This window comes from Epilithonimonas lactis, assembly GCF_900110605.1.
GTDB lineage: Bacteria > Bacteroidota > Bacteroidia > Flavobacteriales > Weeksellaceae > Epilithonimonas > Epilithonimonas lactis.
Genome location: NZ_FOFI01000003.1, coordinates 697,157 through 719,605 on the forward strand (window position 1 = coordinate 697,157; position 22,449 = coordinate 719,605).

The following is a 22,449-nucleotide window of genomic DNA, read 5'->3' on the forward strand; positions in this document are numbered from 1 at the left end:
CGATGCAACCAAAACTAAAATTCTTAGACAGATACCTTACCTTATGGATATTCCTTGCAATGGCAGTAGGTATAGGATTGGGATATATTTTTCCCGGTATTTCAAAAATTACAAATGCGCTATCCGTAGGCACTACAAATATTCCGTTGGCAATAGGTTTAATATTGATGATGTATCCGCCATTAGCAAAGGTTGATTATTCATTATTGCCTATGGCGTTTAAGGATAAAAAAGTAATTGGTATATCCTTATTGCTGAATTGGGTTATCGGTACAGTGCTAATGTTCGGGTTAGCCGTTTTATTTTTAAGGAATGAACCCGATTATATGACAGGTTTGATACTGATAGGTTTGGCAAGATGTATCGCAATGGTAATCGTTTGGAGTGATTTAGCTAAAGCAAACAGAGAATATACAGCTATGTTAGTTGCATTAAACAGTATCTTCCAGATATTTACTTACAGTTTTTTAGTATGGTTATTCATCAACGTATTACCTGCAAAATTAGTATTAGCCAATTTCAATGTAAGCGTATCAATGAAAGATGTTACCGAAAGCGTATTGATATATTTAGGTATTCCTTTCTTGGCAGGTTTTTAAGCCGATACATCCTTGTAAAATCAAAAGGTATAGAATGGTATAACCGGAAATTTGTACCCAAAATATCGCCCATTACATTGTATGCTTTACTGTTTACTATAGTATTGATGTTCAGTCTGAAAGGCGATAAAATAGTAGAGTTGCCAATGGATGTAGTAAAAGTAGCAATACCGTTAATCATCTATTTTATACTTATGTTTTTCGTGAGCTTCTTTATCAATAAATCTCTTAAAGTTCCTTACGATAAAAACGCATCCATCGCATTTACAGCCACAGGAAACAATTTTGAATTGGCAATAGCCGTAGCGATATCGGTTTTCGGTATTCATTCGCCACAGGCATTTGTGGGCGTTATCGGCCCATTGGTGGAAGTTCCTGTACTGATATTATTGGTACGTGCAAGTTTGTGGCTAAAGAAGAAATATTATGACCAAAATGCTCATTGATGCTTTGAATAAAGAAATGATATAAAGAAAATCAGCAAACTACTTGACCAGTTTTCCATTTGGCAGATACAAATTTAAGCAATATTAAAAATGAAGAATTGGACAACGCAGTGGATAAATACATCAATTGACAACTGTTCTACAATTACAAGAAAATATTAATTGTAATTTTATAGATCCTATTTTAAGCTAATTTCAAATAAAGCACAAAATATATGACAACACTCTTTATAAAAAATATGGTTTGCAACCGTTGCATTATGGTAGTGCAGAATGAATTGGACAAGCTTGGCTTAGACGTAAAAAATATAAAGCTCGGCGAAGTAACATTAGATAAAGAGCCAACAACCGATGAAAAAAATAAATTGGATAAAGCCTTAATTCTATTAGGATTTGAACTCATTGATGATAAAAAAAGCAGGGTTATCGAAAAGATAAAGAACGTCATTATTGACTTGGTTCATCATCAGGACAACAATACCAAAACTAACCTTTCAGATGTATTAAGCAGTCAATTGCACCACGATTATAATTACTTATCCAACCTGTTTTCAGAAGTAGAAGGTTCTACTATTGAAAAGTATTTTATTGCCCAAAAAATAGAGAAGGTAAAAGAATTATTGGTATATGATGAACTATCTTTGAGTGAAATTGCTTTCCGTTTAAATTACTCAAGTGTAGCCTATTTAAGCAACCAATTCAAAAAGGTAACAGGACTTACCCCAAGTTATTTCAAGCGAATACGAGAGGATAAAAGAAAACCTTTGGATAAGGTCTAAGTAAATCTTACAAATCATTCCCAAAATTCCACAACGAAAAAATGGAAACAATACGGAACTTTGTATCATAAAACTCATACAAAATGGTACACAAATATCAAGTAACAGGTATGACCTGTGGAGGTTGCGAAGCAAAGGTGAAATCGGCTTTATTAAAGGTTGAAAATGTGACAAATGTTGAAGTTTCAAAAGATGAAAACTCAGCTACCCTGACAATGGATAAACACATTCCAACTACACAATTGCAAAAAGCATTAACCGCTGTTGGAAAATATACCATAGAAATGAGCAATAACAAAAGCCCACAACATACCACGACAAATGAACCAGTGGCAAAATCCTGCTGCTCTGCTCATTCTCACGATGATAAAAAAACAATCGAAGTGACTAGCAATATAAAAGGCAAATACTATTGCCCAATGCATTGTGAAGGCGATAAAACTTATGATAAAGCTGGCGATTGCCCTGTTTGTGGAATGCATTTGGTAAAAGAAGCAGAATTGAATGTAAAGAAAACGATGTACACCTGCCCAATGCATCCCGAAGTTATTCAAGATAGTCCGGGTTCATGTCCTATATGCGGAATGGATTTAGTACCCATGGAACCAAGCGATTCCGAAGAAAAAAAAACCTATCTGGATTTGCTTAAAAAAATGAAAATTGCAACCCTCTTTACGGTGCCAATTTTTATTATTGCCATGATGGAAATGTTACATAACAATCCGTTATTTCAAATAATGGACAGCAACATGTGGAACTGGGTGCAATTTCTGTTTTCAATTCCTGTTGTTTTCTATGCTGGTTGGATGTTTTTTGTACGAGCTTGGAAATCCATAATCACTTGGAATCTAAATATGTTTACCCTTATCGGAATAGGAACTGGAGTTGCATTTTTGTTTAGTATTGTAGGAATGCTGATTCCGAATATCTTTCCGGAAGAATTTAAAACCGAACACGGAACCATTCATCTTTATTTTGAAGCAGCAACAGTAATCATTACACTGGTCTTGTTGGGACAATTGTTAGAAGCAAGAGCACATAGCCAAACCAGTGGAGCTATAAAAGCGTTATTACAATTAGCACCAACCGAAGCTACTTTGATTGGTGAAGGGGGCGATAAAGTGATTTCCATTCATGATATTAAGAAAGGTGATTTATTACGCGTAAAACCAGGAGATAAAATTCCAGTTGACGGAAAAATAACCGATGGTGAAAGCAGTATTGATGAAGCAATGATTACAGGAGAACCAATTCCCGTTGACAAAAAGAAAGACGATAATGTAATTTCGGGAACAATCAACGGGAACAAATCATTTGTAATGATGGCCGAAAAAGTAGGTTCTGAAACATTACTTTCTCAAATTGTACAAATGGTTAACGATGCTTCTCGTTCAAGAGCACCCATTCAAAAATTAGCCGATAGTATTTCTAAATATTTTGTACCCATTGTAGTAATCATTTCAGTAATTACCTTTTTTGTTTGGGCACTATTTGGTCCAGAACCAGCGAAGGTTTATGGATTTATAAATGCCATTGCAGTTTTAATCATAGCTTGTCCTTGTGCTTTAGGTTTAGCCACGCCGATGTCTGTGATGGTGGGTGTGGGCAAAGGAGCACAATCTGGAGTATTAATTAAAAATGCCGAAGCCTTAGAAAATATGAATAAGGTGGATGTTTTAATAACAGATAAAACAGGAACGCTAACTGAGGGAAAACCTTCTGTAGAAAAAATTTACGCATCAACTAATAACGAGGATGATTTATTGCAAAATATAGCTTCCTTAAACCAATACAGTGAACATCCATTGGCACAAGCAGTAGTCAATTATGCCAAAACAAAATCTATTTCATTAATTGGAGTCAAAGATTTTGAAAATGTTACAGGAAAAGGAGTTACAGGAACGGTTACCAATAGAAAAGTAGCATTAGGCAATAAAAAACTAATGGAACAGGTTAAGGCAACTATTTCTGACGATTTAGAAACCAAAATTATTGCAGAACAAAAACTTGGTAAAACGGTTTCTTACATTGCTGTTGATGATGTTACAGTTGGTTTTGTTTCAATTACCGATGCGATAAAAACTTCGAGTGCAGCAGCGATAAAAGAACTAATGCTCCAAGGTGTAGAAGTAATTATGCTTACTGGCGACAATGTTAATACAGCCAAAGCAGTAGCGGATGAATTAGGTTTATCTTCCTATAAAGCAGGATGCTTACCCGAAGATAAACTCAACGAAATTAAACGTTTACAAGCAGAAGGGAAAATTGTAGCTATGGCTGGTGATGGTATAAATGATGCTCCGGCATTAGCACAAGCCAATATCGGAATAGCTATGGGAACTGGAACTGATGTAGCCATAGAAAGTGCCAAAATAACTTTAGTAAAAGGCGATTTATTAGGTATCGTTAAAGCAAAAAATTTGAGCCATGCTGTTATGAAAAACATCAAGCAAAATTTATTCTTTGCCTTTTTCTACAATGTGCTTGGTGTTCCAATTGCAGCAGGTATTTTATATCCGTTTTTCGGAATTTTATTATCTCCAATGATTGCAGCTTTAGCAATGTCTTTAAGTTCTGTATCGGTAATCGTAAATGCATTGCGATTACGCAGTTTTAAACTTTAAATGAATTATTCAATAAACAAAATGGAAAAGAATAATCAAGACTTACGATTCAAAACAAATATTAACTGTGGTGGATGTGTAGCATCTGTAAAACCTCATTTGGATAATACCATGGTATAATATGCCATTGGGAAGTAGATACAACTAAAGACAAGGTGCTTACCGTAAAATCAGAAGGAATTACACAAGAACAGGTAATTGAAACTGTACAGAAAGCAGGTTTTAAGATAGAACCATTAAACAAAGATAATTTCCTTATCCTAATAACCTGTTTAGTTATTTAACTTATAACAAACACTTTAGGTAATTAACTGTATATTTATTTTAATAAGCATAAAAAGGACTATGCAGACTAGTGATTTAGATATTTTATCTATAATTCTGTGTTTGCAGTTCACGAAAGTGCAAAATATAGCAATTAAAAGAAATAATTTCATAATTTTGTAGTGTTGAAAAATTTGAGTAAACATATCAGCTTTGTCATCTTACTATGTTTGGGCTTTTTCCTAATGCCAAGCATAAGCTATGCTTGTGCAAAAAAAACAACTAAGACAGAGCAAAAGTCCTGCTCAAAAGATCAATCTGCAAAAGCAGAACATAAAAGCAGTTGCAAGGACAAGTCCTGTAAAAAATGCAAAAATGGTCACGACTGCGACGGCAATTGTAAGCACAGTTCATGTGGATGTAGCACTTCTTCATCTTCTGTAAGCTTACCAATACCAATAGATTTAAAAACAGCTAACCCTTTTGCTGAAATTAAAAAGCAAAAATTCGGTTTCAAAGAAGCCTACTATTCTTCAGGCTACTCTTCCATTTGGCAACCACCTAAAATAAGCTAAAACGATGGCTTGTTAGCCATACGTGTGCCTTGTCGAAAGCTGAATCCAGTTTTCGCAAACTCTTCGTATATCTTATTAAATTAAAAAAAATAAAAATGAAATCAATATCAAAAATATTGATGGTAATCATCGTATTACTATCAGCCGTAAACAGTTTTGCACAAATCAAAAATGCAAAAACAGAAACTGTAAAAATATATGGCAACTGCGAAATGTGTAAAACAACCATCGAAAAAGCAGGAAATTTAAAAAATGTAGCCACGGTAGATTGGAATAAAGATACCAAGATTGCTACACTCAACTATGATGGTAAAAAAACAAATCAGGACGAAATATTGAAACGCATTGCCTTAGCAGGTTATGACAGTGAGAAATTTTTGGCTCCAGATGATGTATATGCAAAATTATCCGACTGTTGCCAGTATAAAAGGGAACTAAAACCAGTTGCAAAAACCAGAGATGCAGGTATGGATATGAAAAATGAACACGCCAACCATAACCAAAGCGATATGGCTCAAAAAAATACCACTGAAACACAAAATGTACCGCAATTAAAAGCCGTTTTCAATAACTATTTTTCAGTGAAAGATGCGTTGGTAAAAACTGATGCAGGTACTTCTTCCGCAAAAGCTACCGAATTGGTAAAAGCCATTAAAGCAGTAGAAATGACAAAACTTTCCAACGAAGAACATACCGTTTGGATGAAAGTAATGAAAGATTTAACTGCTAATGCAGAAAAAATTGCTATAGCAAAAGATGTTACCAAACAAAGAGAAATTTTCGCTTTACTGGCTAATAATATGTACGAATTAGCCAAAGTTTCAAAACAAGAAACACCTGTTTATTATCAACATTGCCCAATGTACAATAATGGTAAAGGAGCAAATTGGCTAAGCAAAGAAGAAGCAATTAAAAACCCGTATTACGGCTCCAAAATGCTTACTTGCGGTAGCGTACAGGAAACTATTAATAACAAATAAAACGCTATTGTTATGGAAAGTATGGAAAACCAACACGAAATGCAACATAACCATAAGAATGAAAAGCATAATACTAATCACTCTTTAGCAATGTACAAACGCTTTGCTGTAATGGCTGTTGCTATGTTCATAGCTATGTACTTCATTATGTATGCTATGATTGACGGCTTACAGAACCTTATCCTGAACATCAATAATTTGTATATGACTTTGCTGATGGTTTCTGCAATGTTGATTATAGAACTATTGATAATGAAAGGAATGTATGAAAGCAAAAAAATCAACTGGGCAATCATAACGGTTTCCCTTGCGATTGGTATCTTTTCTTGGTTTGGTATTCGGGAGCAATTATTTGTGGGAAATAAAGAGTTTGTAAAAGGTATGATACCACATCACGCAGCAGCAGTATTGATGTCTGAAAAAGCTAAGCTTACCGACCCCGAATTGATACAGTTACAAAAAAACATACTGGAAACACAGGCACAAGAAATCGAATTTATGAAGCGTAAGCTAAATGAATTTGAAAACAAATAAATAAGACAAATTTCTTCAATAATATCAAAAATAAATAAAATGAAAAATATAATTTTCTCAATCATTACATTAGTAACAGTTGCAGCGGTAACAATTTCCTGCAATCAATCTTCAAATAAAAATAGCGACCAGCAAGCTAATGATAGCACAACAATTGCTGCAACTCCGGAGTTACAATCACCTACACACAATGATACGGTAGCAACTGTTACTTCAACGGATACATCTTCTCAAGAGGCAGAAAAGTCCGATGTGAAGCAAGCTCAAAAGTTTACTGTCGCACCTATAATTAAGGATTATTTGGCTTTAAAAAATGCACTTGTTGCAGATAATGACAAAGCAGCGGCTAATGCAGGAAAGCAATTGTTTACTACCTTAAAAAATGTGGATATGAACGCTATCCCAGCGAATAAACATAAAGAATATATGGAAATAGCGGAAAATGCCAAAGAAAATGCAGAGCATATTAGTGACAATGCTGGTAAAATAGACCACCAGAGAGAGCATTTAGCATCGCTAAGTAAAGACGTTTCTGACCTTATCACATTATTTGGAACTACCCAAAAATTATATCAGGACTACTGCCCAATGTACAATGATGGTAAAGGTGCGGTTTGGATTAACGAAGCTAAGACTATCAAAAATCCTTATTATGGCAGCAAGATGCTTACATGTGGCTCTGTAAAAAAAGAGTTCTAAAAATGAAGAGAGTATTAAAGATAATGTTGACAATAGTGCTGTTTATTTTTATTGCTATTCAATTTTATCAGCCTGCCCTTAATGTAGATAAAGGGCAGGTTTACACAACCGATTTTACCCAAGCGTATAAAATGCCTGTTGAAGTAAAAGCGATGCTTCAAACCTCTTGCTACGATTGTCATAGTAACAATACTAATTATGTTTGGTACGACTATGTGCAACCTATGAGAGCATTAGTAGAAAACCACATAAAAAACGCAAAAGAGGTTTGAATTTCAACGAATGGGGTACATACTCAAATAGGAAGCAGGAAAGATTATTAAACTCAATTAAAGAACAAATCGAAACTAAACAAATGCCCTTAGCATCATATACAATGATGCATAAAAACACAAAACTGAATGATGAGCAAATCAAAGTTTTAACCAATTGGCTAAAAGAGCAGGATTAAGTTTCAAGAAAAAAAATATCAAAATGAATATACCTAAAAATGTTACGATCAGGTTGCTGCAAGCAGTTTTTATACTGTTATGTTCGCAATCTCTCTTTGCACAAAAAGTAGTTCGTTACGAGTTGTATGTAAAAGATACGCTTGTAAACTACGCAGGCAAAGAAAAAAGAGCCATTTCCGTAAATGGTCAAATACCAATGCCAACGCTCACTTTTACCGAAGGCGATACAGCCGAAATCGTTGTACATAACCAATTAAAAGAAAGTACCTCATTGCATTGGCACGGAGTGTTCCTGCCCAACAAAGAAGATGGTGTGCCCTGGCTTACACAAAAACCTATTAAGGCAGGCACAACCTATACCTATCGCTTCCCAATTATCCAACACGGAACGCATTGGTATCACTCACATTCTGGTTTGCAGGAGCAAATTGGGATGTATGGCAGTTTTATAATGAAGAAAAAGGATGATGATAAAACCTTTAGAAAAGGAATTGACGATTTGCCGACTGTACCCATCATTTTAAGCGAGTGGACAAATCTTAATCCCGACAACATCAACAGGATGCTGCATAATGCCAACGATTGGGCAGCTATTAAAAAAAATGCAACACAGTCTTATGCAGAAGCTATTAGAGAAGGACATTTCAAAACAAAACTAACCAACGAATGGAAACGGATGTTGGCAATGGATGTAAGCGATGTGTATTATGACAAAATTTTAATCAATGGAAACCATACGACCGATTTAAAAAAGGTGGACGGCAAAACGCTAAAAGCGGGCGATAAAGTACGATTGCGAGTTTCAAACGGTGGTGCTTCGTCCTATTTTTGGTTGCGGTATGCAGGCGGTAAAATTACCGTAGTTGCAAATGACGGTAATGATGTAGAACCTGTGGAAGTAGATAGATTAATCATTGCGGTTTCTGAAACTTACGATATTGTAGTAACAATTCCTGAAGATGGTGTTGCTTATCAGTTTCTAGCTACTACTGAAGACAGAACACAATCCGCAAGTTATTTTGTGGGCAATGGCATCAAACAATTAATATCACCACTTCCTAAATTAAAATATTTTGAAGGGATGAAGATGATGAACGATATGATGAAGATGAATGGAGATTTGGACGATATGGGAATGAAAATGAGCCTGAACCAAATGGATATGAACGTGGTAATGTATCCTGAAATTACTGGAGAGGCAAAACCAAAAGAAGACCATAGTCAACACAATATGAATATGGAAAATGATCCCAACCGTTACAATGCAAATGCTTTGGGAGAAATCAAAACGCTGAATTATGCAATGCTACAATCTCCTTCCAATACGGAACTTCCTAAAGATGCGCCAGTAAAAGAATTGAAATTTACCCTTACCGGAAATATGAACCGTTATGTGTGGAGTATGGATAATAAAATACTTTCAGAAGTTGATAAAATACCTGTGAAAAAAGGAGAAATTCTTCGAATTACCATTCATAATAACTCAATGATGCGCCATCCAATGCACTTGCACGGTTTTGATTTCAGGGTAATCAATGGCAAAGGCGAAAAATCACCACTAAAAAATGTTATAGATATAATGCCAATGGAAACTGATACCATTGAGTTTTTAGCAAACGAAGAAGGAGATTGGTTTTTCCACTGTCATATCCTTTATCATATGATGTCAGGAATGAACAGGGTATTTGCAGTTGACGATTATCAAAATCCGAATTTACCTAACAAAAAACAAGCATATAATATGTTGCAAAGAGAAAGCAATATGCCACACTTAATGGCTCAGAATGATTTTGCTAGCAATGGAAATGATGGTGATGCGATGCTTCAGAATTCAAGATGGAGTTTAGGGACAGAATGGCGATTAGGCTATAACGATATGCACGGTTATGAAGTAGAAACACATTTAGGAAGGTACATTGGAAAAATGCAATGGTTTATGCCGTTTATAGGTTTTGATTGGAGGTATCGTAAAATGGGTATGGATGAACACGAAACCAATTTATTCGGACAGAAAAATGAAAAAGATACACGTAGAGCTATTAGCTTGGGCTTTATGTACACATTACCAATGTTAGTAAACTTTCAGGCAGAGGTATATCACGATGGAATTGTACGTCTTTCTTTAATGCGTGAAGATATTCCCATCACAAAGAGATTGAGGGCTGGTTTTATGGTCAACACCGATATGGAATATATGACAGAGCTAAAATATATTATCAATAAAAATGTGGGTATTCGTACACATTATGATAGCGATATGGGCTGGGGTATTGGGTTATCTTTAAATTATTAAAACAAAGGATAAACAGCTAAGCCAGGAAACCGAAAACGTTTTTTCAATCCGTTTGAGCTGTCTCAACTATATACCACAATATTACAATTTAAAATTGCACATGACAATGATAGAACTGATAAAGGCAACACCCGCATTTCCTGTCAGGGAAATTGACAAAGCAGTTCAATTTTACAAAGACAAATTTGGTTTTGATTGTCGGCACAAGGAAGACACTTTTGCAATTTTGGTTCGGGGCAACATAGAACTGCATTTGTGGGCTTCCTGCAATTATAGTTGGAAATGGAAAAGCATTTTTCTATTTCTAAAACCGATTAGTAGTGGGGCAGAAAGCTTTTTAGCAGGAACACACAGTTGCAGAATTGAAGTAAAAGGAGTTGAAGAGCTGTATAAAGAGCTAAAAGAAAAAGAGGTGCTTCACAATGAAAAAACAGAGATAGAAAGTACCTATTATGGCACAAGAGAATTTGCAGCATTAGACTTATACGGAAATCTTTTATCCTTTTATGAAAATGTATAAAAAGATGTTTTTGTATTTTAGTATTTGCTTAAATAAACAATTTGCTTATCTTTGTACTTATGGATAATCTTTCTTGTATAAGGCAGCAGGCGGACGTTAAGCAGATAATGCGTTGCAAAGACCGGATTAGTGAAATCAAAGGAACAGTTGATTATTTATCCAGCGGACTTGAGTTAGCGGGTAACAATGTAAGACTGAAAATACTTTTTCTTCTTTATGAAGAAAAGAAACTTTGTGTTTGCGACCTAAGCGATATTCTCAGTATGACCATTTCGGCAGTTTCTCAGCACTTGCGAAAACTCAAAGACAGAAAACTCATTGAAACGGAAAGACAAGCGCAAACTATTTTCTATTCGTTGGCAAAAGAGTATGAAAAAATGCTCAAACCTTTTTTCAAAATCCTTAACGAAAACAAAATTTTGGAAGCAATATGAAAACAGAAAAAAAATTAATCGGTGCAGGACTTTTGACAGCAATTGCTTCGTCCTTGTGCTGTATTACGCCAATTTTGGCTATAGTTGCGGGTTCAAGCGGAATTGCTTCTACCTTTTCGTGGCTCGAACCTTTTCGACCTTATTTTATTGGTATGACTGTTTTAGTTCTTGGCTTTGCTTGGTATCAAAAACTGAAACCTCAAAAACAAATTGACTGTAATTGTGAAACAAATCAAAAACAAAATTTTATGCAAACGAAATCATTGTTAGGAAGTATTACCGTAATATCAGTTTTACTTCTATCATTTCCGAGTTATGCTCACATCTTTGTTCCGAAGACAAAAATCACGGCAATTGTTACTTCGACTTCTAAAATTCAGAAAGTTGAATTTACTATTAAAGGAATGACTTGTTCAGGATGTGAACATCATGTAAAGACAGAAATTAGCAAACTAAAAGGCATTGTTGAAGTTATTGTTTCTTACGAAAAAGGCAACGCAATTGTAAAGTTCGACAACAAACAAACCAGCATCGAGCAAATCGAAAAAGCTATCAACTCTACTGGTTACAAATCACTAAAAAGCAAAATTATTTCATAATGGACATCATTTTAATATCCGAAATAACTTGTCCAACCTGCGGACATAAGAAATCCGAAGAAATGCCAACTGATGCTTGTCAATTTTTCTATCAGTGTGAGAGTTGCAAAACAACTCTAAAACCTATAAAGGGAGATTGTTGCGTGTTTTGTAGTTACGGTACAGTAAAGTGCCCACCTATTCAAGAGGGAAATGCTTGTTGTAAATAACTAAACCACTATGGACTTTCAGTCCATAGATTTGAACAACGAATGAAATTCGTTTAAAAAACTCCACAGATGCACAGATAATAAAATATTAAAAAATTCATTTTATTATCTGTGCATCTGTGTCGAATAAAAAATTTATAGAAACTGAAATTCTTGCACTGAAAGTGCATAGTTTCAACTAACTATTTTAATGCTTAATTGAAACTATGCACAACGAGTTTTCTATAGTCAGTTAATACTTACAACCTTTTTTCTAAAACAAACCAAAGCCAAAGTCCGGAATTGTTTTAGAAATGGGGTTGTTCCGCTTTCCGCAAAAATACGTTTCCGACCGCAGGGAGGAATTGCATTTTTGCCGCCCAACTTTTGGTCAGGCGGTTTTTTATATTTTTATCAGTTGAGAATGGAAATTTTTTAGATTAAGGAAAAAACCTCTGTTTTCAGTCAGTCCGTTGCGAAACAAGTTCCACAATAGAGAACATCCCATTTGTGCTAATGTAGAATTAATAAACAAATCCTGCTTTTCTAATGCTTCTGCTAAACTGCAACTTGGTGTATCATCTTGCGTTTCAGACTGCAAAAGCAGTTCTCCAAATTCTTCCGTCACATAAGGAAGATTCGACGTTGTTTGATATTTTTCGGAATCAGGTTGTTTTATATTCTCAACTGTAGAAAGCAAAACCTGTCCAGAATATCGGTTGTTGCCAAAATCCATCCAATATTTAGCCTGGTTTCTGTATAATCTCCTACCCTCTTTCAATTCATTCAGAATATCAGCAATTTCAAATCGTGATTTGACATTATCAACACACGACATATAAATTGCGGACTGCATATTCTCTTGGATTCTTCCTAAAGAATCTCTTTCAAACTTTCTGACTTCGGCTTTCAAATTCGTTCCAGACCATCGGTTTGCCCGATTTATCAGTGCAACTGCCTTTGGTAATCCTACTTCACATTCTGCAAAACGCTGTCTGCCTTGATTCGCTTCTGTGACAATATCATCATCCCACAACCGCACCTGTAATCCTGCGTGTCCCAATTCAATCAATGAATGGTTCATTTCCATCAAGGCGGTCAATACTTTTGAACCTGTTCCACCTGCACCTATGAGGTTTACCATTACAGGATTGGTAGGATTTAAAAGGCTATCATCGGTAAAATGGACTTTTGTTTTTTCAGATTGTATCATTAGAGTAGATTTTTTAAAGTTAGATTTGAATTGATTAGAATATCTGTCGGAAACGGCTCTTTTGAATCAATAAGGCTTTTCCAAAGGATTACCAAGTTTCCTTTAATCGGATTATGGCTGTTGACCAAATGGCTGAAATAAGAATTGAAAAAATAGTTTTCCCATTTCTTAGTAAACTCTTCGAGTGATGCGGAACTTTTAATGTTTACGTCGACCGTTCCCATACAAACACTTCCGCTTTCGTAAACATTAAAGAACGGAGCGTGAAATAGTGGTGTATCTGTATTGGGGCGTTGGTCTGTCTCCAATGCGAATATTTTCATTCCCTGCTTATTAGCACACCATACCAAAGGTGGCACATTCGCTAATCCGTTTGGAATCGAAAGCTTCTCGGTAAATAATAAATGTCGTTCCTGTGCTTTTGTGTACCAGACCACTTTTCCATTTTCCGACGTATCTATTAAAAGTATAGTTTCAGAAATAACTCCACTTGGTCTTAGAAAATCTTTGTCTTTCTTATTTTGGATATTCAGCATTTTCGATAAACGCTGTGCTTCCCTTAAGGTCAAAGGATGGGAATTGATGGGATTTCCATTGCGGTCAATATCAAAATGTTCAACATAACCATCGGGATTATAATCTTCTGTCTCATAAAAGACCAATGCTGATTTAGGATGGTAGAGTGTTCCAAAATTATTGGTTATGTCAGTTTCTTCATTTTCAGTTGTATTGATTGTATTTCTCATAGCTTGTTATTATAATTTGCTTTATTTATATGTTTGACAGATTAGTTAAGCAATCGACACAATTCGTTCAAGACCTTAAATAGCTGATTTTCAAAATCAAGATTTTTATCGGTTATATCACTTCCGTTAAATGTTTTAAAAATCATTGGTTCCTGTGTTTCAGCATATTCGTTGAACTCGTTATTGACCATACTCGTTAGATTATCATAAATTAATCCGTCACTCTCGGCAAAAAAGGAAATATATTTATCCATTGCGATAACAGTTTCCTCGTTGTAATAGTCATCTTCGTCCATATCTTCGGATTTGACCGCATTGTTATAGTGGGCATTTCTGAAAATGCTTTCATTAGGGTAATCACAATAAAGTTTAAAGGCTTTTTCTGCCAATTGAAGGCATTCTTTATCAAACCTGTTTTTCGGTCTAAAACGTTTCAGCCGTTGCTCAAAAAAGATAAGATTTCTGCAGTCGGCAATCTTTTGTCCCATCATATCTCCGATGATTTCTGCACGTTGAAGGTCTTTTTTGCGGTTGTGACTATCCTCTATTTCTTCGTCCTGTTGAAGCCAATCGTTAAGCATTTCGTAATTATAATAGAGATAAGAATCCTCCTGCCTATAATATGGAATATCTGCATTTCTATACAGATAAGCGCATACTGATAACAGTAAACAGGCTGCTTTTCTGTGTACCTTATTGTGGAGAAATTGATAAAGCGGTACGACAGGAACATAAAACAAGGTTGCCCCTGTGTTGCATCTCTCTTCTATTGCGAAGTAGGTCTTACTAGCCTTTTCTATCAGTCGGATACTCTGCCAATTTTCACTCTTGGTTTTCAACTGCGCTTCAATATCTCTCAAAGCAAGGCTGATATTATAAGGATAATTAAAATGCTGTGTCGGCATCGTAGTTATATCATAATGCTTTGCTAATTGAGAAAGGGACTTATAAAAATCCCTTTCTATTTTAGCAGACTTACGTTTGGTCTGTTTTATGGTTATGTCATTCTCCTCTAATTTCGGCATAAAGCAGGTTTTCAGAAAAGCATCGGAAGTTGAGAGATTGGAACTGATTTCCGTTGGTCTTTCTGAACTTCCGAGCTGTCTTTCATTTGATGCATCCACTCTGCGTATTCCCTTAGTTGTCGGTGCAGTTGTTTTTGTTTTTTTTCTTCGGGTGGTTGAATTGTTCCCGATATTGTTTTTCGTTGCATTCATTTTTTGTTAATGGTTGTTGGTTGATAGTTGATAACCTTTTAGCAACAGCTTTTGGCGGACGGCTTTATACAGTTCTCATTTCGTTAATCTAAAAGCTATCCACCATTTGCCTGTTATCCTTTTGTTCCAACTACACTCTCAAATTGGTATTCAACGGCATCATCCTTGATTTTCGGTGCTGAAATTTTTGAAGTGGTTAGAATCGGGTATGTGTTGGCGTAAAAATTCATTACGGCTTCTACACTCCATTTTGGTTCGGGGTCGGTCAAGCGGATTTCCTGCCCGTTATCTTTTAATATAAAAACTCTGTCTAATAGTGTTGCGAGTAACATAATTTTTGATTTTTAGTTTAAATTTCGGTTGATTGAGGTTGATTTTCAGAGAAAAGACTTGGGGCAAAATGCCCTTCGTATTCATCCTGCTTTTTGCGGATTTTCTCAGCATATTCAGGAAATTCCGAACCTTTCGGAAGTGCAGACCACGCTTCTTTATACTTGCCCTCCTTTTCGAGTTCTTCAGCTTTCTGTAAGGCTTCGCCGTACTTTTTATCTTTGACTTCCTTTTCTTTTTTCTCCTTATCAGATTTCTCTTTTTCCATTGCCGATTTCTTCTTGGCTTCTTCGACCTGTTTCATAAAACTTTCCATATCTACCATTAAACCCGATGCGGTTTGTAATGGAGTGGAAATATTCTCAAAAAATCCATTGTCCAAATCTTCTGCTGTCCCACGCAAATTAAGGGGCGGAATCGTTTTCCTTGCATCGTCTCCGCATTGCTCATTGGTGAGCAATACGGAAAGAACAAAGTTGTTTTCTGTGGTCGGTCGGAGTGTGATTTGCAAATCTCCTGTAAGATTGAGTTTGGCTATCTGTCTGAAAAAATTGGTTTGCATAATTGTAGGTTTAAAGTTGATGGTTGTTGATGTTTCCTGTTTGGACTATTTTGTCAGTTCCCATAATGAAAATTCTTTAGTCCAAAACTCTTCCCCTGTATATTTTCCAAAAGCATTATAAATAGCGTTTCCATTCTTGAATACCTGCATTTGATAACAGTTTAGATTATTTTCGGGTTGAAGGAGTTTTTTTAATTCGTCAGTTTCCAATTCAATGAAAACGCTGTCTTTTTCAGAAAGCCATTCTTCTATTTCGGGGTGTGTTTCCTCCGAAAACCTGAAAAATTCGACATTGGTATCAGCATAATTCAGCCATTTTAAATCATAGTCATTTTCCAAAGGCTTTACAGCTTCGAGCCTTTTCTTTTGGGTTTCTTTCCATTCTCCCGTAATGTGGATAATGGCAAAATCGCCATTATCCCATCCGCTGTTGGTCATTGTTTTTATCAGTAAATATTCTGTTTGTTGAAGTGATCTTTTCATTTATGCAATTTTTTGTTTGTTATTATTTATTTTCCTGTCTAATAGGATTCTCATAATCTCATCTTGGTAATCATAGCTTGTACCCTCAAATTCGTAACAATCCGTATCTACATTGTAGATACAGTCTTGAAAGTCACATTGATTGAGAAAATAATCCTGTAAGATTTCGTTTTCGTAAATGGTCTTGCCGTAAACCATACAGCCAGATTCTTCGTAATCCAATACAAATCCGACATTGTAGTGAGTTGCAACCATCCATAACGATTCAATATTTGGACTCCATCTTGTCTCATAATGGAAAGAACATTCATCAGTCTCATCACAATAAATTTCAAAGAAGTAACCGTTTTTGCTCTCAATAAAATCGGGTAACTGCCCGATATTTCCTTTACTTTCCTTTTCAATCATTTCTTTAAACAAAGCCAAAACTTTGTTTAAACTGTCCTTATCTCCATTGAATGTTACTTTATTGTTGCACCAATTTGCCATAATATTTGTTGTATTAATTGTTGTTTTCGTAAATGTATGTTCCACTCGTTTTCAAAGGGTCTTTTCCCTCTGTAAGACGGATTTCTGATTTGAATTTTCTTGAAAGACTTTTTGCATACCGTATTGCTGTCGTTCTCTCGCAATAGAATTGGGAAAAGACCTCCACCTTTTCCCAATCATTCTTATCACTTTTCGGCTTCATCTGAAAGTTATATTGTGCTTCCATATTTGTGAATGCTTTTAGAATGGTAAATCATCATCTGTATCTTCTGCAAAAACATTGGATTTCTGTGGTTGTGAAGCTGGTTGTTCATCTGTGTCAGACTTTTTCCCACCTCCGTGTACTTTGATGTTTGAAGTATGAAAATTCAGTCCCGACTTTATTTCTCCATCTTTTCCAATCCACCCACTCGAACTCGCCCTGCCTGTCAATTCAACTAAAGTTCCTTTGGTTAAAATCTTAGCAACATTTGGACTTAGCCAATAAGAACAGTTGTAATAGGTGGTCTGCTCTCTTCGTTCGCCTTGCTTAGTCTTGTAGCTGTCATTGATGGCTACTGAAAAATTAACGACCTGCTTGTCGTCTTTTAAATGGTTGATTTCTGCGTTTCTTGTAATTCTGCCAACGATGTTCATAATGTTAATTTTTGATTGTTAATAATTGATTTGTTGTTAATTGTAAAATTTTCGATTAAATTGATTTGGTTTCGAGGACACTCGTTTTTTTTCTTTTTTCTGCTTATATCCAATTGGAAAACAGTATTCTTTGTTGTTGTTTTGTTTTTTTTCCGTTGATGTCAATGACCGTCTTCGATTTAATTGATTCGTATAACTGAGGTTCCGTCTTTTTCTTTGCCGATGATCATAGGAAAGTAACAGGCATATAAAACCACAATCCTCCAAAGCTTTGGAGGATTGTGGCTCGAAATATTTTTGTCCGAAGGATTCAGGAGTGTCTGAAAAAATTATTGGAACTCGTGGAAAGAATTTTTATAGAAACCCAAAAATATTTTTTTAGGTGAATGATGCTGTCCTACATTTGCAATAGTAAAAAGCCAAACATCAGTTAGAAGTGATTAACTAGACGGTTTTGACGCCGGTAAAATCAAAATAAAACATTCGATAATTAGTTTGTCTAATGATTTGAATTGCAATATTCATTTAATTTTGGGTTAATAATTCTTGAATAAAAATACTTTTTTGATAAATTTTACGGAGTTTATTATTACTTTACGGATTTTCTTAATTTTCTCTCACTTACTTTGATTATATTTGTCAAAATCACAAATAGATAGCTGGATTTATGAATATTCAAATACTTACCATCGTATTAAAAATCAATGTTGATTTTTAACTTGACTAGTTTTTTGCCTTTGATATATTCTATGAGCTATAAATCATAATAAAATTACACTGTGAATGAAATTTGAAATTCTACTAAATGAAATTTTTGATGACGTCAAATTAGACGACACTTTAAAAATCACCAACAACAAATCAGTTCTTGGAATAATTAACGATTTTGAAAATGGAGAATGGAGATATGATAAATTTCAAAAATTCATATGGAACAACATAAAGGAAACTGCATTAAGTCATAGTGAAAGGAAAGCACTTTTGGATGATGGAGAAGGTTCAATTTTAACAGAATCTGCAAAAAAATTACGTTTAATTGAGTCTGTTGATGCAATTGGAAGAGGTAGTGAGATTGCAGAAATTGTACTTTACGGAATAATGAAAAATCACTATTCTGCATTGCCAATTGTCCCTAAAATTTTTTACAAGCAAAATCTAAAAGATGAAGCTAAAGGTTCAGATAGCGTTCATATTGTTGTGGAGTCAGAAGATTCTTTTTCATTATGGTTTGGGGAATCAAAATTTTATAACAGTATAGAAAATGCGAGGTTAGATACAATTGTTGCTTCTGTAAAAGACTCTATAAGTCTAGATAAAATCAAAAAAGAGAATAGCATAATAACGAATTTAAGTGATATCAATGATTTTGATGAAATCTCTGAAGATTTGAGAATTAAAATAAAAGCTAGTCTTTCACAAGAGGAATCAATTGACAACATAAAGCCAATATTAAACATTCCAATATTATTGTTGTATGAATGTGAACAAACAAAACTTGGAACAAGTTTGACCGCAGAATATAAACAAGGTATTATTGATTATCACAAAGACAGAGCAACTCAATATTTTAAGAAACAAATTCAGAAATGTGCTGACGTACATTTATATGAAAAAATTAATTTTCACATAATTTTATTTCCAATTGCAGACAAGGAAAAAGTCGTAGATAAATTTATTCAAATCGCTAAAGCTTATAGAGATTAGTTATGCAAGAACAAGTTTTTGACAGATGCCATATAATTAATGGACTTTTAATCGATAACCAAGAAAATGAAGCAAGACAGGAGCTCATTAAATTGTTAGATTTTCACAACACTAATCAATTAGCTTACAATCCATTAGTTAATCATTTAATAAGAGAAACAGGTCTTTTTCCATACTTGGAGTTAGAAACCTCTAATTGGGAAGAAAGATTTATCTATAATGCCTTTAAAGTTGATGTCGGCGAAGAAAATCCCTTAACTCTACATAGAGAACAATCTTTTTTACTTAAAAAGCTTTTGGAAGGAAAAAATATTGCTGTAAGTGCACCAACAAGTTTCGGTAAAAGCTTTGTAATTGATGCGTATATTAAAATTAAAAAACCAAATAATGTTTTAATAATAGTTCCAACATTAGCACTAACAGACGAAACTAGAAGACGATTATATAAAAAATTCGCTCACGAGTATAAAATCATAACAACCTCTGATGTTGAATTGTCAGATAAAAACATATTCATATTTCCACAGGAAAGAGCTATGAATTACATTAACATCGTGGAGTCATTTGACATTATGATAGTTGATGAATTCTATAAAGCCAGTAGTAAATTTGATAAAGAAAGGTCGCCAAGTTTAATTAGAGCGATGATTAAACTTGGAGCAAAATCAAATCAAAAGTATTATTTAGCTCCAAATATCACGTCATTAGAAAACAATCCATTTACAGACGATATGGAATTTATAAGGCTTGATTTTAATACCGTTTTTTTAGAGAAACACGAACTATACAATCAAATCAAGAATAATGATGAAAAAAGCGAAGTACTCTTAGAAATCCTATCTAAAAATAAAGGAAAATCTCTGATTTATGCTGGTACATATTCCAATATTGATAGCCTAACTATTTTATTTCTTGCGACATATGAGCCAGTTAAAAATGAACTTCTTGAAATGTTTGCAAATTGGCTTTCTAAGAATTATGATTTCAATTGGAGCTTAACAAAATTAGTTAGTCGCGAAATTGGCGTTCACAATGGCCGACTACATCGTTCTTTAAGTCAAATCCAAGTAAAACTATTTGAAGAAGGAGAGGGAATACGAAATTTAATTTCAACATCTTCAATCATAGAAGGCGTTAATACATCTGCTGAAAACGTGATAATTTGGAGAAATAGAAAAGGAAGTGCAAAATTGGACGATTTCACTTATAAAAATATTATTGGAAGAGGTGGCAGAATGTTTAAGCACTTTATAGGTAAGATTTACATTTTAGAACAACCACCAGAAGAAGGCTTAACTCAATTAAGCATTCCCTTTCCAGATGAAATACTAGGAGATTTAGAAGAATCAAAATATGATGGATTATTAACTAAAGAGCAAGTTGCAAAATTAAAGTTCTATAATGATGAAATGGCTGAGCTTGTTGGAGCTAAAGTCTATGAAGAACTAAAATCAGAATCCATTTTTCAATCGAGTAACTCTGATTTGATAAAGGCTATAGCAATTGATTTGACTAAAAATCCTGACGAATGGAATGGCTTATATTACTTGAATGAATTTAAGCCTGAAAATTGGGATAGACTTCTTTATAAAGTGATAAAGTTACAACCAGGAAACTGGGATTGTAGCTATAAAACCTTTGTCGAATTTATAAAAATAATGGCTTACAATTGGACTAAATCTATTCCCGAACTGCTAAAAGAACTTGAAGATTATGATGTTGGGATTGATACTTTTTTTCTACTAGAAAGAAATGTCACATATAAATTTTCAGCACTTTTAAATGATTTAAATACGTTACAAAAACGAATTTTAAAAAATAAGCAATATGATATTTCTAAATTCATAAAGTGGTGTTCAAACGCATTTCTACCTAAAGTTGTATTCCAACTTGAAGAATATGGTTTGCCTAGAATGATTTCAAAAAAAATTCACGAATCTAAAGTTATTGACTTCTATGATAGTGATTTAACCATACATAAAGTAGTTGAAAAATTTAACGAAATAGGAAAAGAAATGACTATTGAAAAAACAAATAATTTGGACGAATTTGATAAATATATTTTGAATTATTTCTTTGACGGAATAAAAATAATGAACGCCTAAATTAAAATTTATTTTCCGTAGTATTCATACAAAACCATTCATTCAAATCTATAAAATCCTTGTACACCAAAGAACAATCTTCTACATTTTTATACTTTTTTTGAATAGTTTCTCTAGTTGCATTTCCATTTGGGTCATTGTCCAAGAAAAGTGAAATTCTATCATATTCTTTCAACGATTCTTCAACTCTGAAAAGCATCGCCGTAGAATTGAGAATCAAACAATCTGAAATTGAACTTTCTGCACTTTCCAAATTTTTAAAAGTCAGATAATCAAAAAAACCTTCAAAAACTACAATTTCATTGGAAGTATTCAAATCATTTTTTATCAAAGTGACATCTTTTTTGCCCAAACAGATTTTTGAATATTTACTTCGGATTTCAACTCCTCCTGAATTATTAAAAAATCCGATTCCAAAATATTTCTTACCATTCAACATATACTCAATTTGTTTTACCAAATCTTTTTGTTCGCAAACTTTTCGGGATTTTAAATATTGAATTAAAGCAGGGTGCTTAATTTCATTTACTTTTATGATTTGATAATTTTTTACTTGGACAGTATCTTCAATCCGAATATGATTTTGAACTGAGAAGTCAAATTTTTCAAGATACTTCAAAGCATCAGAAACTGAACATCGATTCATTTGCTGAACGATTGAAATCACATCATAACTTTTCCCGGTTCCGAAATCAAATGCTTTATTTTTAACGAAATCAACCGAAAAACTCGGGATTTTTTCTTCCCTGTCAAGCGCAAAGTACAATGCAGTTTTCCGATTCTCTTTAACAGGAAAAAGGCTGAACGATTCCAAAACTGTTCTTATATTCACTTTTTCTTTTACTTCTTCGCAATTCATTTTTTTTCTTTTTTAAAGCAAATTTTTTATCCACATTTTCCTTTTTAATAAAAAAAAACTTTTTAATTACTTTTAATATACTTTTAATGAGGCTTTGTATCCTCTTATGACAAAGGTTT

General features: G+C 34.1%; 23 protein-coding genes and 2 pseudogenes. 15 read left to right on the plus strand and 10 right to left on the minus strand.

Going from position 1 to position 22,449, the window contains the following annotated elements:
* The first annotated feature begins 2 nt into the window (after positions 1-2).
* The 13 genes and pseudogenes from arsB to BMW39_RS19505 all read left to right on the plus strand — a co-directional run bounded on the left by arsB (position 3) and on the right by BMW39_RS19505 (position 12,007).
* Positions 3-1,045, plus strand: a pseudogene (gene arsB, locus BMW39_RS12755) (ACR3 family arsenite efflux transporter).
* A gap of 215 nt (positions 1,046-1,260) precedes the next feature.
* Positions 1,261-1,824, plus strand: a complete 564-nt coding sequence (locus BMW39_RS12760; RefSeq protein WP_034975956.1) for a helix-turn-helix domain-containing protein — start codon at positions 1,261-1,263, stop codon at positions 1,822-1,824.
* 83 nt (positions 1,825-1,907) lie between these two features.
* Positions 1,908-4,448 carry a heavy metal translocating P-type ATPase gene (locus tag BMW39_RS12765; protein WP_034975958.1) on the plus strand — a complete coding sequence of 847 codons (2,541 nt, stop codon included), beginning with the start codon at positions 1,908-1,910 and terminating at the stop codon, positions 4,446-4,448.
* Between the two features lie 525 nt (positions 4,449-4,973).
* Positions 4,974-5,156 carry a hypothetical protein gene (locus BMW39_RS12775; RefSeq protein ID WP_028122604.1) on the plus strand — a complete coding sequence of 61 codons (183 nt, stop codon included), beginning with the start codon at positions 4,974-4,976 and terminating at the stop codon, positions 5,154-5,156.
* Between the two features lie 226 nt (positions 5,157-5,382).
* Positions 5,383-6,267: a DUF3347 domain-containing protein gene (locus BMW39_RS12780; RefSeq protein WP_034741366.1), complete on the plus strand. Its 885-nt coding sequence runs from the start codon at positions 5,383-5,385 to the stop codon at positions 6,265-6,267.
* Between the two features lie 12 nt (positions 6,268-6,279).
* Complete coding sequence (locus BMW39_RS12785) at positions 6,280-6,801, plus strand: DUF305 domain-containing protein (protein ID WP_034741369.1); 522 nt, start codon at positions 6,280-6,282, stop codon at positions 6,799-6,801.
* A 39-nt stretch (positions 6,802-6,840) separates the two neighbouring features.
* Complete coding sequence (locus BMW39_RS12790; RefSeq protein ID WP_034741371.1) at positions 6,841-7,500, plus strand: DUF3347 domain-containing protein; 660 nt, start codon at positions 6,841-6,843, stop codon at positions 7,498-7,500.
* Between the two features lie 23 nt (positions 7,501-7,523).
* Positions 7,524-7,951, plus strand: a pseudogene (locus tag BMW39_RS12795) (heme-binding domain-containing protein).
* Positions 7,952-7,974: 23 nt separating this feature from the next.
* Positions 7,975-10,245 carry a multicopper oxidase family protein gene (locus BMW39_RS12800; RefSeq protein WP_034742681.1) on the plus strand — a complete coding sequence of 757 codons (2,271 nt, stop codon included), beginning with the start codon at positions 7,975-7,977 and terminating at the stop codon, positions 10,243-10,245.
* Between the two features lie 106 nt (positions 10,246-10,351).
* Complete coding sequence (locus BMW39_RS12805) at positions 10,352-10,765, plus strand: bleomycin resistance protein (RefSeq protein WP_198417452.1); 414 nt, start codon at positions 10,352-10,354, stop codon at positions 10,763-10,765.
* 59 nt (positions 10,766-10,824) lie between these two features.
* Positions 10,825-11,199, plus strand: a complete 375-nt coding sequence (locus BMW39_RS12810) for an ArsR/SmtB family transcription factor (RefSeq protein ID WP_027381139.1) — start codon at positions 10,825-10,827, stop codon at positions 11,197-11,199.
* Positions 11,196-11,798 (plus strand): mercuric transport protein MerTP, encoded by a 603-nt coding sequence (merTP, locus tag BMW39_RS12815; protein WP_034975961.1) that lies wholly within the window; start codon positions 11,196-11,198, stop codon positions 11,796-11,798. Before BMW39_RS12810 ends, merTP begins: the two co-directional genes overlap by 4 nt.
* Positions 11,798-12,007, plus strand: coding sequence for a GDCCVxC domain-containing (seleno)protein (locus BMW39_RS19505; RefSeq protein ID WP_072410579.1), 210 nt, complete (start codon positions 11,798-11,800; stop codon positions 12,005-12,007). Before merTP ends, BMW39_RS19505 begins: the two co-directional genes overlap by 1 nt.
* A gap of 382 nt (positions 12,008-12,389) precedes the next feature.
* Here BMW39_RS19505 and BMW39_RS12825 read toward each other — a convergent pair whose 3' ends face one another.
* From BMW39_RS12825 to BMW39_RS12865, 9 genes are all read right to left on the minus strand, one after another.
* A complete protein-coding gene (locus BMW39_RS12825) occupies positions 12,390-13,196 on the minus strand; it encodes a PRTRC system ThiF family protein (protein ID WP_034976223.1) in 807 nt (268 codons plus the stop codon).
* A gap of 2 nt (positions 13,197-13,198) precedes the next feature.
* The gene (locus BMW39_RS12830) at positions 13,199-13,945 is read right to left on the minus strand and encodes a PRTRC system protein B (RefSeq protein ID WP_042279175.1); all 747 of its coding nucleotides are present in this window, start codon (positions 13,943-13,945) and stop codon (positions 13,199-13,201) included.
* A 41-nt stretch (positions 13,946-13,986) separates the two neighbouring features.
* Complete coding sequence (locus BMW39_RS12835; RefSeq protein WP_034975962.1) at positions 13,987-15,162, minus strand: hypothetical protein; 1,176 nt, start codon at positions 15,160-15,162, stop codon at positions 13,987-13,989.
* Positions 15,163-15,275: 113 nt separating this feature from the next.
* Entirely contained in the window at positions 15,276-15,494 is a 219-nt protein-coding gene (locus BMW39_RS12840) for a PRTRC system protein C (RefSeq protein ID WP_034975966.1), read from the minus strand.
* 17 nt (positions 15,495-15,511) lie between these two features.
* The gene (locus BMW39_RS12845) at positions 15,512-16,054 is read right to left on the minus strand and encodes a PRTRC system protein E (RefSeq protein ID WP_034975968.1); all 543 of its coding nucleotides are present in this window, start codon (positions 16,052-16,054) and stop codon (positions 15,512-15,514) included.
* 45 nt (positions 16,055-16,099) lie between these two features.
* On the minus strand, positions 16,100-16,537 hold the full coding sequence (locus BMW39_RS12850; RefSeq protein WP_034975970.1) for a hypothetical protein: 438 nt from the start codon (positions 16,535-16,537) through the stop codon (positions 16,100-16,102).
* The gene (locus BMW39_RS12855; protein ID WP_228426431.1) at positions 16,538-17,071 is read right to left on the minus strand and encodes a DUF1281 family ferredoxin-like fold protein; all 534 of its coding nucleotides are present in this window, start codon (positions 17,069-17,071) and stop codon (positions 16,538-16,540) included.
* Positions 17,040-17,252, minus strand: a complete 213-nt coding sequence (locus BMW39_RS12860) for a hypothetical protein (protein ID WP_034975977.1) — start codon at positions 17,250-17,252, stop codon at positions 17,040-17,042. Before BMW39_RS12860 ends, BMW39_RS12855 begins: the two co-directional genes overlap by 32 nt.
* A 14-nt stretch (positions 17,253-17,266) precedes the next feature.
* Complete coding sequence (locus BMW39_RS12865; protein WP_034975981.1) at positions 17,267-17,662, minus strand: single-stranded DNA-binding protein; 396 nt, start codon at positions 17,660-17,662, stop codon at positions 17,267-17,269.
* A gap of 783 nt (positions 17,663-18,445) precedes the next feature.
* Between BMW39_RS12865 and BMW39_RS12870 the strand changes: the two genes are divergently transcribed.
* Positions 18,446-19,366, plus strand: coding sequence for a HamA C-terminal domain-containing protein (locus tag BMW39_RS12870; RefSeq protein ID WP_034975984.1), 921 nt, complete (start codon positions 18,446-18,448; stop codon positions 19,364-19,366).
* Positions 19,367-19,368: 2 nt separating this feature from the next.
* Positions 19,369-21,471: a DEAD/DEAH box helicase gene (locus tag BMW39_RS12875; RefSeq protein ID WP_034975986.1), complete on the plus strand. Its 2,103-nt coding sequence runs from the start codon at positions 19,369-19,371 to the stop codon at positions 21,469-21,471.
* Between the two features lies 1 nt (position 21,472).
* Here BMW39_RS12875 and BMW39_RS12880 read toward each other — a convergent pair whose 3' ends face one another.
* On the minus strand, positions 21,473-22,330 hold the full coding sequence (locus BMW39_RS12880; protein WP_034975989.1) for a toprim domain-containing protein: 858 nt from the start codon (positions 22,328-22,330) through the stop codon (positions 21,473-21,475).
* Positions 22,331-22,449 lie beyond the last annotated feature (119 nt).